The following is a 14,829-nucleotide window of genomic DNA, read 5'->3' on the forward strand; positions in this document are numbered from 1 at the left end:
AACTTTTTATTCTACTTATTTTCTTCATTTATAAATATGTTTGCAACCTGATAAAGCATTGCAACTGATTTTCCCCATTGTGAATAATCATCAACATCTTTTAAATCAAAACCAAACTTTTCAGTTATTTTCTTTATTAAATCTTTTTCATTTAAATGAAAGTTATTATCAATATGAATTAATATCATAAGTTCTAAAAGAATAATTCTTTGACTTCTTGTTGTTTTATAATTATTTAAATTTTCTTCTAAACAAAAAGTATCAATATCAAATGCATCAACATTCTCAATTCCCATTTCCAAACAATAACTTAATATAATTTCTTCTTCTCTATGCCCATAACTATTATCAATTCTAGCTAAGTAATGAGCTAATTGTAAAAATGAAAACTTTTCTCTTGTTTCTAATTGCATTAATAACATATATTTAATCCTATTTTGTATTTATATATTTTATTATATTGATTAAAAGTTAATCAAATATAAACTATAAGCTTTTAATCAAAAAGCTTTTATACTTAGTATAGGAAATACCGTAAGTAAACCTGAAATAATAAACTCAATTGAAATTGAAGCTAAAATTAATCCCATAACTCTTGTAATAATATTTATACCTGTAACTCCTAGTTTTCTTGATATAAATGTAGCCATTCTTAAAGTTAAAAATATATACATACAAATAATTCCAACAATACCACTCATCATTAATAAATGATAAAAAGAATTAGATTGTTGTGAATAGATTATAATTGTTGAAATAGAACCAGGTCCTGCAATTAAAGGAATAGCAAGAGGGACAACTGCAATATCACTTATATCACTACTTTTTTCTTGTGCTTCTTTTAATTCTTCTTTTGTATTCTTAGCGTCTGGTGTTTTTGCATTTAACATACTAATCGCCATTAATAAAAGTAAAAGACCACCTGCAATTTTAAAAGATGAAATAGAAATACCAAAAAACAATAAAACATATTGACCAATCCAAACAGAAATCAGTCCTGTAATAAATGCTGCCATTGATGTAGTTCGTGCTGTTTGATTTTTTTCTTCTTTTGTATTATCTGCTGTAAGTGAAACAAATATAGGAAGTGCTGCAAAAGGAGAAAAAATTGTAGCAATCCCTATCATAACTTGAATATATTCTGATATTGGTAACATAACAAAACCTTGATATAGTTTTTTTACTATTATATCTAATAATAACTAGAATTAAATATTAATTTTATATTACATATTTACTTCTTTAATTGAGTTGTTAAATGATTTTTTGTATAGAATTTATAGATAGTACTAAGTATAATAATTAATACTATCTATTATTTATAAACAGTTAAGCACCTAAATACTTAGCTCTAATTTCATCTGATTTTATAAGTTCAGATGCTGGTCCTTCAAGTGCAACTACACCATTTTCAAGAACATACGCATAATCTGAAACTTCCAAGGCTGCAAAAGCATTTTGTTCGACTAGAAGTATTGTAATTCCTTCTTTTTTTAATCTTACAATTGTTTCAAAAAGTTCACCAATAATTTTTGGAGCAAGTCCTAGTGATGGTTCATCTAGCATTAAAAGTTTTGGACTTGACATCAAAGCTCTAGCAATTGCTAGCATTTGTTGCTCTCCTCCACTCATAGTTCCTGCTAATTGTCCTTTTTTTGCAACTAATCTTGGAAAAAGTTTAAACATTTCTTCTTGTAATTGCTCATATTTCGCATCATTATTAAATGCACCCATTCTTAAGTTTTCTTCAATCGTTAAGTTCTGGAAACATCTTCTTCCTTCAGGAACAAGTGCAATTTCATCTTGAATAATTGTATGCGTTTTCATTTTAGAAATATCTTTACCTCTAAAAGTTATTTCACCATTTTTTTTAACATCATTTACAATTGATTGTAAAGTTGAAGTCTTCCCCGCACCGTTTGAGCCAATTAGTGAGACAATCTGACCTTCTTGAACTTCAAAATTTACGTTTTTAACACCTTTTATAAGTCCGTAAAATACTTCTAAATTTTTAACTTTAAGCATGTTTGAAATCTCCAAGGTAAGCTTTTATTACTTCTTCATCTTTAATAGCATCTTTGATATCACCTTCAAAAATAGTTTTACCATAATCTAAAACCATAACTCTATCACATAATTTATTTACAAATTTCATATCATGTTCAATTAATAAAATTGTAATATCAAATTCATCTCTAATTTTAAAGAATAACTCTGCTAATTCATGAGTTTCTTGTGGATTCATTCCTGCTGCTGGTTCATCTAAAAGTAAAAGTTGAGGATTTGCTGCTAAGGCTCTTGCAATCTCTACTTTTCTCTGTTGCCCATAAGAAAGTGAAGTTGCTAATTCATCTGCGTATTCTTTTATTCCTAATACATCCATAATTTCTAAAGCTCTTCTTTTAATTCTTCGCTCTTCTTTAAAAAATCTTGGTAATCTTAAAATTGCTTCAAAATATGTATAAGAAGCTTGATAATCAAATCCAATCAATACATTTTCCATTACTGTCATTGATTTAAATAATCTAATATTCTGAAAAGTTCTAGCTATTCCTCTATGTACAATTTTAAAAGGCTTTATTCCATCAATTCTTTGACCATGAAATTTTATTGAACCTTCTGTTGGTTCATAATTACCAGTAATAATATTAAACATAGTTGTTTTACCAGCCCCATTTGGACCAATAAGACCATATATTTCTTTTGATTTTACTTGAAAAGAAGTATCTTTTATAGCAGTAACACCACCAAATTTTTTTGTTATATTGCAAACTTCTAAAATCATTTGTTTGCCTTTTTCTTTTTAAATAAATCGGATAATTCTCTTTTACCCATTAATCCTTCTCTTGCAAAAAGCATCACTATAATTAAAATTAGTGAGAATACAACCATTCTCATTCCCGGTAAGCCTTCTGTTTGAATTCCCAAAATATTCATAGGTTCATCTAAGAATCTCATCCATTCTAATCCTGCCATTACAAAAATAGTACCTATAATTGCACCTGTTGTACTTCCTAATCCACCTAAAACAATTATGATTAATAATTGGAAAGTCAAGAAGAATGTAAATAAATCTGGAGAAATAGATGTTAATAAAGCTGCTAATAATCCACCTCCAACACCTTCAAAAAATGCTGATGTTGTAAATGCCAATGTTTTTACTTTAAACGTATTAATTCCCATTGCAGTTGCAGCATCTTCATCATCACGTACTGCTTTCATAGAACGACCAAATTTTGAATAAATAATATTTAAAATAGCCATAACTGCTAAAATTGCAATACCACCTGTCCAATAAAGGTTTGAGTATTCAGGAATATCGTTTATACCTAATGAACCATTTGTAATTTCAGGAGAGTTAATAGCTAAAATTCTAATAATAAAACCAAATCCTAGTGTAACAATTGCAAGATAATCACCACGTACTCTAAATACAGGAAAAGATAACGAAAGTGCTAAAATTGCAGAAATAGTACCTGATAATATTAAAGCCCATAAGAAATTTGTTTGTAAAGCTAAAACCCAAGGATAAGGATCTTCAATATCATATTGATATAACATTCCTTCAGAATCAACCAATAAAATAGCTGTAACATAAGCACCAATTGCAACAAAACCATTTGGTTCTAATGAAAACTGACCTGTAACACCATTTATTAAGTTATAAGAAACTGCAAGAATAATAAAAATTGCAACATTATTAATAATTCTTACTGTATATTCATCAAAAGTATTTTGAGCAAACCACGTAAACCATATTGCTGTTACAATAATAGCTAAGTTAATTAATCTTTGTTTTGTAAAAATTGAATCTTCAATCATACTAGAACCTACTCTTTTCTAAATCTTCACCCATAATTCCAGTAGGTTTAAATAACAATACTAAAATTAAGAAAATAAATGCAAATGCATCTTTATATCCTCCCATTTCAGGGAAAAAGGCGATAACAACAACTTCAGTAAATCCAATAATAAATCCACCTAAAACTGCACCACTTACAGAACCAATACCACCAACAACAGCAGCTGCAAAGGCTTTTAGTCCAACTAAAACACCCATCATAGGTTCAACACTAGGATAGTTTACAGCCCAAAAAATACCACCAACAGCTGCAAGACCTGAACCCAATGCAAATACTAAAGCAATAATCATATTTGCATCAATACCCATTAAATTTACTGTTTTAATATCAAATGAAAGTGCACGAATTGCCATACCATATTTTGTTTTATATAATACATATAAAATACATGCTAATAAAATTAAAGTGATAATAGGAACTAATATAGAAGCTACTGAAAAAGTTACACCAGCAACATTAAAAATATTTTCCATATATTCAGGAACTGGGAAAGCTCTAGGAATTCCACCTCCAAAAACTGTAAAAGCATTTTCTAAGAAAAAAGAAATACCAATTGCAGTAATAAGCAATGAAATTTTTGGAGCTTCTCTTAGAGGTTTATAGGCAATTTTATCCATAAACATACCAAAAAGTGCTGCTATAGTAACTGATAACAATACAGTAACAGAAAAAGGTAAATCAAATACTGCCATAAATGTATAACCTAAAAAGGCACCAACCATCATAATATCACCATGAGCAAAATTAATAAGCCTAAGCACTCCATATACCATTGTATAACCAATTGCAATTAAAGCATACATAGATCCAAGAGAGAATCCATTTACCATTTGTTGCATGAATGTTAATATATCCATTAAATCTCCTGATTTTTTTAAAAGCTTCTTCTTTTGTTTTACAATAGTAAAAGTAATTATATTTACTTTTACTATTGCAAAAAAAAAGTCTAGTAATTAAATATTACTAGACTTTCTAAATTTATTCTGGGTTTACGGTTGCTTTAAATACAGCTTTACCATTTTTAATTTCTTTGATAACAGCAGATCTAGTTGCGTTACCTTCTTTATTAATAGAAATTAATCCTGAAACACCATCAAAGGCAGTTGTTTTTTTAATTTGTTCATTAATACAAATTGAATTAGTTGGATCTTCACATCTATTCATTGCATCAATTAAAATATTATACGTATCAGCACCTAATGCAGTAAACGAATTCATTTCATCTTTCCCTGTTTCTTTTTTATGGAAATTAATGAAATCTGAAGAAGTTTTTGATGGAGGATTTGTATAGTCAAAGAAATCTGTAAACATATAACCTTCAAGTGCATCTCCACCTAAATTAATAAATGTTTGATTTGCAACACCATCACCACTAAACATTGGTTTAACTAAACCTAATTGTTTAGCTTGTCTTGCAATCATAGAAGCTTCTGGGTGATATAAAGGCATAAACATAAAGTCTGGATTAATTTTTTTAATTTGAGAAACTACAGCTTTAAAGTCTTTATCACCTGAAGTAACTTTGATTTTTTTAACAATTTTTCCACCTTTTGATTTAAAGGCTTTTTGGAATGCTTTTGAAAGTCCTAATGAATATACTTGAGCTTGGTCAATTACAACTACAGCTGTTTTATAACCTTGATCTATTGCAAAGTTTGCAACAACTTCACCTTGAAAACTATCTGAAAAACAAACTCTATTTGCAAAAGTTCTTCTTGAAGTTAATTTATCATTTGTAGCAACTGCGGCAATAACAGGAATTTTTTTCTTGTCAGCAATTGCAATTGTTTGTGCAGTATTAGTAGATGTAAGTGCTCCTAAAATAGCAACTACCTTATCTGATGAGATAAGTCTTGTAGTAGCATTTGCAGTTTCAACTTTATCACCTTTGTTATCTAATAACACTATTTTAATAGTATCACCATTTTTTAACGTAGGTTGTAACTTTTGTGCTAATTCTAAACCTAAATTAGTAACTTGCCCATATGCAGCTAATGGTCCAGACATTGGCATAACAGCACCAATTTTAATCTCTTTTGCCATTACAACGCCACAAGTTAGTGTTGATGCAAGAGCTAAACTTAATAATTTCTTCATTCTTTCTCCTTTTGTATAAATCACGATACCATAATTCTATGTAAATTTTATGTAAAGTTTGCTTATTTATACATAATATATATACAAAAGTTTCAAATATTATTCAGTTAATCACATTATTCAATCAAGTTCTAAACTCATTAAATACATATCTTCCCCATCAATTACCTTAATTTTTACACTTTGACACTTTGGACAGCAGAAATCATTTTTTTCTAGAGTTGATGTTGTATCACAATCCAAACAATCAATCACTACTTTTTGATGATTGATTATAAATTGGGCATTATTACAGACGGTTTTTTCTTTAAAAGTATCAAATGCAGTTTGAAGTAAATCAGGTTCAACTCCTGATAATACTCCAATTTTTACTACTACTTTTGTAACTTCTTGTGCATCATTTTGCTTTGCATGTTCTTCACAACTTTCAAGTAATGATTGAACTATTGAATATTCATGCATTTCTTCCCTTTATTTTTATATTGATTAACAAATTCTAGGTAATAATTCACCCGTTGGAGTTTCTAAAAATCTTTTTGTTCCCCAAGATGAATGTAATACTACTTTTTTCTCATATTGTTGTGTTACTTTTCCTATTATGCTTGCATTTTTTGCTTCTTCAAATGTCTGTAATACTTCTATTGCTTTTTGTGCATCTTCTTTTGGTATTGCTAAAACAAATGTTCCTTCATTTGCTAAGCTCATTGCTTCAAAGCCTAGCATTTCACAAATTCCATTTACCTCATCACATACAGGTATTTTATCTTCTTGTATTTCTATACATATATCAGATTGTTTTGCCCATTCATTTAAAACAGCACTAACCCCACCTCTTGTAGCATCTCTTAAAGCAGTGATTTTAATACCTGATTTTATTAAAGCTTCTACTTGTGGATATAAAGAAGTACAATCACTTTTTAAAGATGTTTCTAAATCCATTCCTTCACGTGCAGCAAAGATTGTAGCTCCGTGAGCTCCTATATCTCTGCTTACAAGAATCAAATCATCTTCGCTTATATTGTTTGAACTTATACCTTTATATTGTATTTCTCCAATACCTGTAGTATTTATAAAAATCTTATCAACACTACCTTTTGGAACTACTTTAGTATCTCCACTTACTACAATTGCACCATTTTTACTTAGCTCTTCTTTCATACTTGCTACTATTTTTTCTAAGCTTTTTATTTCAAAGCCTTCTTCTATTATCACAGAACAAGTAAGATACTTTGGTTTTGCTCCCATCATTGATAAATCATTACAAGTTCCACAAATAGCAAGTTTACCTATATCTGCTCCATTAAAAAAAAGTGGACTTACTGTAAAAGAATCAGTAGAAAAAGCAAGTTCTCCACCATGAATAACAGCGGCATCTTCACTTTTTGATAAAATCTCATTTTTAAAAGCTTTATAAAATACTTTATTTATAAGTTCATTGTTCTCAGCACCACCATTTCCATGTGCTAGTGTTATTGTTTTATTCATCTTTACTTTTCCTTTAGTACTTAATTTTAAATACTATATTAGATTTCCATATTTATAATACGCAGCACATGCACCTTCACTACTTACCATACAAGAACCAACTGGCTTAGTAGGCTTACATGCAGTTCCAAAGATTGTACAATCAGGTGGATTTGCAACTCCTCTTAAAATATCACCACAAATACAAAGTTTATGATCTTTTTTCTCTTGCGTTGGTAATACATCTTTATATATTACTTTTGCATTATATTTGGCAAATTGTTCTTTTAGTTCAAAACCACTATTTTTAACATTTCCTAAACCTCTCCATTTGAAAGTAGTTTTTTCAAAATACTTAGACATCAAATCTTGAGCTTTTTTATTTCCATCATAAGAAACTAATCTTTTATACTCAATTTCTAATTCACATCTTTTTTCAATAAACTGCTTTACTATCATAGAAATAGATTGCATTACATCAACAGGTTCAAAGCCACCTACAACTACAGGTATTTTATACTCTTTTGGAAATATTTCATATATCTTACTTCCACTTATAACACTTACATGTGAAGGTCCTAAGAAAGCATCTATATTATGATCTGTTGTATCTATTAGCTCACACATAACTTCTGGAACTGTTACGTGATTTATATGAAAACAGATGTTTTTAATATCTTGTTTTATTACAGTTTGAATAAGTGCAGCTGTCATTGGTGTTGTTGTTTCAAAACCAATTGCAAAAAATACAACTCTTTTATCTGGGTTTTCATTTGCTATTTTTATACAGTCCATTGGTGAATAAACAAATCTAACATCAGCACCCTTAGCTCTTGCATCTTGTAGAGATGCTTTACTTCCTGGTACTTTTATCATATCACCTAGTGTTACAAGAATTACATTTTCTTGCATACTTAATACATAGGCATTATCAATTCTTTCTTTTGGCATAATACAAACAGGACAACCAGGACCGTGTATAAATTTGATATTTGAAGGAAGAAGTTGAGGAATACCATATTTCATAATTGTATGAGTATGTCCACCACAAACTTCCATAATATGTATATCTTTATCTAATAGTTTTGCATCTTCTTTTATGATTTTTGCATAAGCTTTTATAGTTTTTGCATCTCTGAAACCATCATATAAATCTTTTAGTTCTAATTCATTATTCATAAGTCTGACCTATTATTTATTGGGGCAATTATCTGATTGCTCTATTGCTTCTAACCTGTCTTTTTCTTCCATTTTATCTATTATCTCTTGATAGACTTTCAGGGATTCTAGTGCATCTTCTTCATTTATTTTATTCATTGCAAAACCTATATGAATTAATACATAATCACCAACTACAACATCTTGGTCTATTAAATCCAAAGATGCTCCACGTTCAACTCCCATAGTATCAACTACACAAGTATTCATTTCTTCATCTATACTTTTTATTTTTGATGGTATTGATAAACACATATTATTATCTCATCTTTCTTTTAAAGTTTATCCAATCAATTACATTTTGTAATGAATCTTTATCTTTGATATTTACTTCTAAAATATCTACATTTGGTTTTAATTTTCTAGCTTCTTTTTTCTCTTTTTCAATATCATATTCAAAATAAGGAAGTAAATCCGTTTTTGTAATTAAGATTAAATCAGCTGTTCTAAACATTACAGGATATTTTATAATCTTATCTTCACCTTCTGGAACTGAAACAAGTACAATATTTAAATGTGTCCCTACATCATAAGAAGCAGGACATACTAAGTTTCCTACATTTTCTACAAAACATACATCTAAATCATCTAAAACAACATCATGTAAACCTTTGTGAACCATAAAAGCATCCAAGTGACAGGCACTTCCTGTTTGTATTTGAACAGCTTCTATACCTTTGTTTTTAAGTCTGTCTGCATCTTTTGATGTTTCTAAATCACCCTCAACTACTGCAAATTTAAAATCTACCATATCTACAATATTTTCTAAAAGTGTAGTTTTTCCACTTCCTGGACTACTCATAAGATTTATTCCTAAAACATTATGTGAATCAAAATGAGCTCTATTATGTGAAGCTTCATGGTCATTTTTATCAAGTATCTTTTTTATTACAGATATTGTTTTTTTATCATTTAGCTGTGGGTTATGATGAAGTGTTTCATGAGCTGCTTGATGATTAGCACTTTCATTACTGTGACTATGTTCTTCATCGTGTGAATGTCCGTGGTCGTGATCTGTTATACTGCATCCGCAATCTTTACACATATTTTAATCCTTTTTTATCCAAGAAGTATATTTGTTCCTACTATTACTGAAATAACACCAGCAATTGTAAAAACTCTTTTTATATTTTGTTTTGAGTTTAATAGGTTTTTATTTATATATAAAATAAAAGCACCAAAACCTAAGAAAATCACCATTACACCAAGAGTAAAACTAAGAACCATAGTAAAATCAACACTTTGACTTTGAACTAATCCTAAAGTTACAAGCATTCCACGAACGCCCCCTATTCCCATAAGTGTACCAATTGTAAAAGCTGATGTTATATCTTTATTTGAGTCATTATGTGAATGTTTACTACCAAAATAAATATGAATATGTTCAACTCCATTATGAATATGTTTATCCAAATTTATTCTATTTGTAAAAACTAAAAATAATAAATATATACCCATTCCTAAAATAACTGTTGCTGATATTACATCTCCATAAGCTAGTATTTCTTCTGATAAATTATATGTTTCTAATATCTTTGCAAAAATAAATAGTGATACACCATGCCCTACTGCAAACATTGTTGTAATTAGCATTGTTTTTCTTTTATTTTTTCCAATTGAAAAATCTGCAATAGCAGTTAAATGATCTGCTCCAAAAGCATGTAATATTCCATACCAAAAAATTAAAAGTAATCCCAAAGATTCCACATTTTCTCCTTATGAATGAGTGTTCAGTATTTGTAGTATATATAAAAAACATAAAGTTAAACTAATTTTTATTTACTCTTATGTATATTTAGAACATGAAATGCCAAAATTGTAACAATACAACTTTTTACTATTTAAAAAATGATTATATAAAATGCAAAGAATGTGCAAAAAAATACTCTCTAAAAAAACTGCAAAGAGAAGAAAACATCAAAAAAGCTTTTATAGAAAATCTAAACGCACTTGAAAGCTCAAAAGCATTGAACTTAAATTATAGAACTATAAAAGATAGATATGATGAGTATAGATATAAAATAGCAATGTTTTTAGAAAACGAATACAACAATAGTATAAAAGACAATAGTGAATATGAAGAGTACTATTATTTCAATCAAAGACAAAAAAACAAAAAGAAAAAATCTCTTTATGAAGCTATAAATATTATGGGTTTTTACTCAAATGAAAAAGTATATACACTTTTGATGCCAAAATTACGACAAAAAACAAATGATATTCAAGATGATAGTTTTGAAACATATTTAAAATGGCATAAACTACATTCAAAACAAGCACATCAAACAAAACTATATGAGTTTTGGAAATATCTTGAAAATATACTTAAAAAATATAAAGGAATAAAAGAAGAGCATTTTTTTTATTATTTAAAAGAGTGTGAGTTTAGATTTAATTATGAAGAAAATGAACAAGTTCTTATTTTGGAAGGATTATAAAGAATAAACACATACTACACAAGATTATAATAATATACAATATATGAATAAATATCAAAAGGATAAAAATGAAAATTAATAAATATATAATAATTCTAGCTGTTGGACTATTAGCTTTTATCTCAACTAACTTTAGTAAAGAAATCGTAGTACCACAAAATAAAAATATTGATTATTCAAAGACTAAAAAAGCACATTTTGCAGGTGGTTGTTTTTGGGGTGTTGAGCATTTGTTTGAAAAACAAGCTGGTGTAAAAGATGTAATTAGCGGATATATGGGTGGAACTGTTGAAAATCCTGATTATTATGGTGTTGTAAAAGGTGATACAGGTCATGTTGAAACTGTAGAAGTTATTTATAATCCTGATGAAATTTCTTATGAGAGTTTAGCAAAGCTATTTTTTGAAATACACGATTCAACTCAAAAAGATGGACAAGGTCCAGATATAGGAAGTCAATACCTTTCTGTTGTTTTTTATAACAATGAAGAAGAAAAGAAAACAACACAAAAACTAATAGAAATTTTAAAGACTAAAGGTATAAATGCAGCAACTACACTTAAACCAAATAGTCCTTTTTATGCAGCTGAGGGTTATCATCAAGATTATTATGCAAGAACTGGAAAAACTCCGTATTGTCATGTTTATAAAAAAATCTTTGATTAATAGCTATCTTGTACATCTAAAAAAGGGAGTGTTCAAAATTTTGTGTCAAACCGATAGAATATTAAATTCTAAAGGAATGACTTATCAAACAACAGTTCAATATGGACGAGGCACTTGAACTAATAAAACAAGGTGCTAGAATTGATAGTAAAGTAATCCTTGCCTATTTAGAATTGGAGTTTAACATTTTCTCAATTGGCTATATTTTTTGAAGGAAGATTAGCTAAAGCTTTAAATATCTGATTTGAAAGGTCACTTTATTTGTTCCATAATTCCTTAATGTTTCTGGAACTTTGTAGTTTTTACTTTTTGAACACTTTGTGGAACATCAAAATCAACTTTACTACTTTATGTTCCAAAAGTAAGAGGTTGCTGAATACATGAAACTGTCTACTTTATAGGGGACATTCCAATAAGAAAACTTGTTTTACTGGTACTAAAAAAGGGAAGCATTATATATCAAAAAACAACCTTTTATTCTACTTGAGAGCTAACTTATTCATATAACTTTATCCTTTCCTATTCTTCAATAATTAATTCACATTAATAAATTATACCATTTGGTATTTTATTAAGCTTATATTTAAGTACTAGGTGGTACTATTTTAAATAATTAATTAAAAAAAGGATAAATATGAAAGTTTTACGTACACCAGAAGAGAGATTTAAAAATCTGCCTAATTTTGATTACTCACCAAATTATTTGGAAGTTGAAGATAAAGACTTAGGTGCTTTACGAATTGCTTATATTGATGAGGGTTCAAAAGACGCACCTGTTGTTCTTTGTATGCATGGAGAACCTAGTTGGAGTTTTCTTTACAGAAAGATGATTCCTCTTTTTTTAGAAGCGGGATACCGTGTTATTGCACCTGATCTTATTGGATTTGGTCGTTCTGATAAACCAGCTTTACGAACAGACTATACATATCAAAAGCATGTAAATTGGATGAGTGATTGGCTGAAAGCACTTAATCTAACTAATATTACCTTAGTAGCACAAGATTGGGGTGGGTTTATTGGTTTGCGATTAGTAGCAGATATGCCTGACCGATTTGCACGGGTTTCCATTTCAAATACAGGCTTACCTACAGGAGATCAGGGTGCTTCTGAAACATTTCAACAATGGTTTGAGTTTACTCAAAATACAGAAGATTTTGACTGTGGATTTATTCTTAACAAATTTGGACAAGGGACTCTAACAAAACTTGAACAAGATGCATATCGTGCACCATTTCCTTCTGAAGATTACCTTGCAGGTGCAAGAGTATTCCCAGCACTAGTTCCAGTAACTCCTGATAATCCAGCTAGTGAGGATGTTCGTAAAGCTCAAGAAAAACTTTCTTCGTTTACAAAACCAGTACTGTTATGTTTCGCTGATAAAGACCCTGTAAGTAAGCCATTTGAACAGTTTTTCCTAGATAATGTGCCAGGGACAAAAAAACAACCTCATACTGAACTTCATGGATTTCATTTTATACAAGAAGAAGATGGTGAACGTTGGGCAAAAGTAGTTATTGACTGGATAAAATAGATCTAAACAATTTTGAGGTAAAAAAATGAGGGTAGAAGAAACAAAACGTTCAAGAGGACGACCAAAAACATTAAATAGAGATGATGTTTTAGATATAAGTATGAAAGCTTACTGGAAAGAGGGTATTGAAGTTATATCACTTAATGAAATATGTAAGAGATCTAATGTATCAAAACCTGGTATTTATAGAGAATTTGGGAATGATGATGGATTAATGAAAGCTGTATTAGCTCAATATGAAAAAAAGGTTATAAACGTAGTTCAAAAGTTATTTACTCAAGACATTCCTTTTACTGATACTTTAGATAAATTTATATTAATGTTAACAGTTGACTCTTCCCACCATGATGGATGCTTATTTATAAAATTACGTGATTCAAATTATCCTTTAGGGGAAGAGACAAAAAAGGAAATTGAACGTATTCACAAAAAATATGTTGAGTCATATGCAAATTGGATTCAACGAGCCAAAGATAAAGGTGAATTTTCTAAAGATATTTCAACCAATCTTGCTGCAAACTATATTGACACACAAGTAGGAATGGTTATGAATAAAATCTCTAATGGTTATGATGTCCAAATGCTAAAAGATATTTTAACTTTATCTTTCTCTATATTTAAATAAAAATCATCAATAGAAGAAAAGTTCAAAACTACATTATTATGAATATAGATGACCAAAAAAGGAAAATTATGAATAGTATATTTAAAAAAATCGTTCTTATCACAAGCATTTTCAATTTCCCTATAGGGATAGGAATGATTATTCAATCTATTTTGAGTAAAACAGGTGAAGCTTTAATAAGCAATGCTGTAGCAGGAGCATTTATAATATTTGCGGGAGCGACACTTATTTGGGCTATACAAGAATTAAAGACTAGAGCATCCATAATCCTTTGGAATGGTTTAGTGCGGTTATTTAATGTATTTTTAGTTTCCTATGCAACTACCGTTGGAGAAGTTCCTTCAGCAATGATAGTTATGACAGGAATGGATTTAATATTGGCAATTATCTTTATCTTTGGAAGTGTAAAAGTTACAGGAATACCATTCTCAAAATTAGTAATGGGAAAAATAAAATAAACAAGGAAAGATAATCTTCTAAATACTTAAAGGTAATGTAATGACCGTATCTGAAAATTTTATAGAGTTTGTACTTGATCAACTTTCTCAATTAGATGGTATAAGTACACGAAAAATGTTTGGTGGTTTGGCTATTTATCAATACCGAGTAATTTTTGCTCTTATATCTGATGATATGGTATATCTAAAAGTTTATAAAACTACTATAGAAAAATATCTCCAAGCAGATTCAAAACCTTTACAACCTTTTCCTAATAGACCGGCTGTTAAATCATATTATGAAGTTCCTGTAGATATTTTAGAGGACAGCGAAAAATTTACGAAATGGGTAGAAGAATCTTTGTTTGCTCAAAAAGAGAAATAAAGAGTCTTGGAGAGGTAACTTAAATTCATACTCGGCATTAAAATATTCTGAGATAAAATAAAAAGTCCTACAACCTGTACCATTTGGAGTTTGTTCAGAAATTAAA

General features: G+C 29.1%; 19 protein-coding genes. 6 read left to right on the forward strand and 13 right to left on the reverse strand.

What is annotated here, in order from left to right; translation table 11 throughout:
- Nucleotides 1–11: 11 nt before the first annotated feature.
- The 13 genes from D9T19_RS03670 to D9T19_RS03730 form a co-directional block, all read right to left on the reverse strand.
- Nucleotides 12–422, reverse strand: coding sequence for a TerB family tellurite resistance protein (locus tag D9T19_RS03670; RefSeq protein ID WP_121626863.1), 411 nt, complete (start codon nt 420–422; stop codon nt 12–14).
- Nucleotides 423–500: 78 nt separating this feature from the next.
- The gene (locus D9T19_RS03675; protein ID WP_121626864.1) at nt 501–1,157 is read right to left on the reverse strand and encodes a MarC family protein; all 657 of its coding nucleotides are present in this window, start codon (nt 1,155–1,157) and stop codon (nt 501–503) included.
- Nucleotides 1,158–1,329: 172 nt separating this feature from the next.
- Nucleotides 1,330–2,025, reverse strand: coding sequence for an ABC transporter ATP-binding protein (locus D9T19_RS03680; protein ID WP_121626865.1), 696 nt, complete (start codon nt 2,023–2,025; stop codon nt 1,330–1,332).
- The gene (locus D9T19_RS03685; RefSeq protein ID WP_121626866.1) at nt 2,018–2,785 is read right to left on the reverse strand and encodes an ABC transporter ATP-binding protein; all 768 of its coding nucleotides are present in this window, start codon (nt 2,783–2,785) and stop codon (nt 2,018–2,020) included. The genes D9T19_RS03680 and D9T19_RS03685 overlap by 8 nt, the downstream gene beginning before the upstream one ends.
- Nucleotides 2,782–3,807 carry a branched-chain amino acid ABC transporter permease gene (locus D9T19_RS03690; protein WP_121627109.1) on the reverse strand — a complete coding sequence of 342 codons (1,026 nt, stop codon included), beginning with the start codon at nt 3,805–3,807 and terminating at the stop codon, nt 2,782–2,784. Before D9T19_RS03690 ends, D9T19_RS03685 begins: the two co-directional genes overlap by 4 nt.
- Nucleotides 3,808–3,823: 16 nt before the next feature.
- Nucleotides 3,824–4,720 carry a branched-chain amino acid ABC transporter permease gene (locus D9T19_RS03695; RefSeq protein WP_121626867.1) on the reverse strand — a complete coding sequence of 299 codons (897 nt, stop codon included), beginning with the start codon at nt 4,718–4,720 and terminating at the stop codon, nt 3,824–3,826.
- Between the two features lie 121 nt (nt 4,721–4,841).
- Nucleotides 4,842–5,960 (reverse strand): ABC transporter substrate-binding protein, encoded by a 1,119-nt coding sequence (locus D9T19_RS03700; protein WP_121626868.1) that lies wholly within the window; start codon nt 5,958–5,960, stop codon nt 4,842–4,844.
- A 120-nt stretch (nt 5,961–6,080) separates the two neighbouring features.
- Entirely contained in the window at nt 6,081–6,422 is a 342-nt protein-coding gene (hypA, locus tag D9T19_RS03705; protein ID WP_121626869.1) for a hydrogenase/urease nickel incorporation protein HypA, read from the reverse strand.
- A gap of 24 nt (nt 6,423–6,446) precedes the next feature.
- On the reverse strand, nt 6,447–7,445 hold the full coding sequence (hypE, locus tag D9T19_RS03710; RefSeq protein WP_121626870.1) for a hydrogenase expression/formation protein HypE: 999 nt from the start codon (nt 7,443–7,445) through the stop codon (nt 6,447–6,449).
- A 33-nt stretch (nt 7,446–7,478) separates the two neighbouring features.
- Nucleotides 7,479–8,603 (reverse strand): hydrogenase formation protein HypD, encoded by a 1,125-nt coding sequence (hypD, locus tag D9T19_RS03715; RefSeq protein ID WP_121626871.1) that lies wholly within the window; start codon nt 8,601–8,603, stop codon nt 7,479–7,481.
- Between the two features lie 12 nt (nt 8,604–8,615).
- Nucleotides 8,616–8,897: a HypC/HybG/HupF family hydrogenase formation chaperone gene (locus D9T19_RS03720; RefSeq protein WP_121626872.1), complete on the reverse strand. Its 282-nt coding sequence runs from the start codon at nt 8,895–8,897 to the stop codon at nt 8,616–8,618.
- Between the two features lie 4 nt (nt 8,898–8,901).
- Entirely contained in the window at nt 8,902–9,687 is a 786-nt protein-coding gene (gene hypB / locus D9T19_RS03725) for a hydrogenase nickel incorporation protein HypB (RefSeq protein ID WP_121626873.1), read from the reverse strand.
- Nucleotides 9,688–9,701: 14 nt separating this feature from the next.
- Nucleotides 9,702–10,349 (reverse strand): hypothetical protein, encoded by a 648-nt coding sequence (locus tag D9T19_RS03730; RefSeq protein WP_121626874.1) that lies wholly within the window; start codon nt 10,347–10,349, stop codon nt 9,702–9,704.
- Between the two features lie 95 nt (nt 10,350–10,444).
- Here D9T19_RS03730 and D9T19_RS03735 point away from each other — a divergent pair, with 95 nt between their 5' ends.
- The 6 genes from D9T19_RS03735 to D9T19_RS03760 all read left to right on the forward strand — a co-directional run bounded on the left by D9T19_RS03735 (nt 10,445) and on the right by D9T19_RS03760 (nt 14,723).
- Nucleotides 10,445–11,080, forward strand: coding sequence for a hypothetical protein (locus tag D9T19_RS03735; RefSeq protein WP_121626875.1), 636 nt, complete (start codon nt 10,445–10,447; stop codon nt 11,078–11,080).
- 68 nt (nt 11,081–11,148) lie between these two features.
- Nucleotides 11,149–11,745: a peptide-methionine (S)-S-oxide reductase MsrA gene (gene msrA, locus D9T19_RS03740; RefSeq protein ID WP_205588678.1), complete on the forward strand. Its 597-nt coding sequence runs from the start codon at nt 11,149–11,151 to the stop codon at nt 11,743–11,745.
- 634 nt (nt 11,746–12,379) lie between these two features.
- Nucleotides 12,380–13,276: a haloalkane dehalogenase gene (locus tag D9T19_RS03745; RefSeq protein ID WP_121626876.1), complete on the forward strand. Its 897-nt coding sequence runs from the start codon at nt 12,380–12,382 to the stop codon at nt 13,274–13,276.
- A gap of 25 nt (nt 13,277–13,301) precedes the next feature.
- Entirely contained in the window at nt 13,302–13,901 is a 600-nt protein-coding gene (locus D9T19_RS03750) for a TetR/AcrR family transcriptional regulator (protein ID WP_121626877.1), read from the forward strand.
- Nucleotides 13,902–14,035: 134 nt separating this feature from the next.
- Complete coding sequence (locus tag D9T19_RS03755; RefSeq protein ID WP_162984535.1) at nt 14,036–14,359, forward strand: hypothetical protein; 324 nt, start codon at nt 14,036–14,038, stop codon at nt 14,357–14,359.
- A gap of 40 nt (nt 14,360–14,399) precedes the next feature.
- A complete protein-coding gene (locus D9T19_RS03760) occupies nt 14,400–14,723 on the forward strand; it encodes a TfoX/Sxy family protein (protein ID WP_121626879.1) in 324 nt (107 codons plus the stop codon).
- Nucleotides 14,724–14,829 lie beyond the last annotated feature (106 nt).

It is taken from the genome of Poseidonibacter antarcticus (genome assembly GCF_003667345.1).
GTDB classification, from domain to species: Bacteria; Campylobacterota; Campylobacteria; order Campylobacterales; family Arcobacteraceae; genus Poseidonibacter; species Poseidonibacter antarcticus.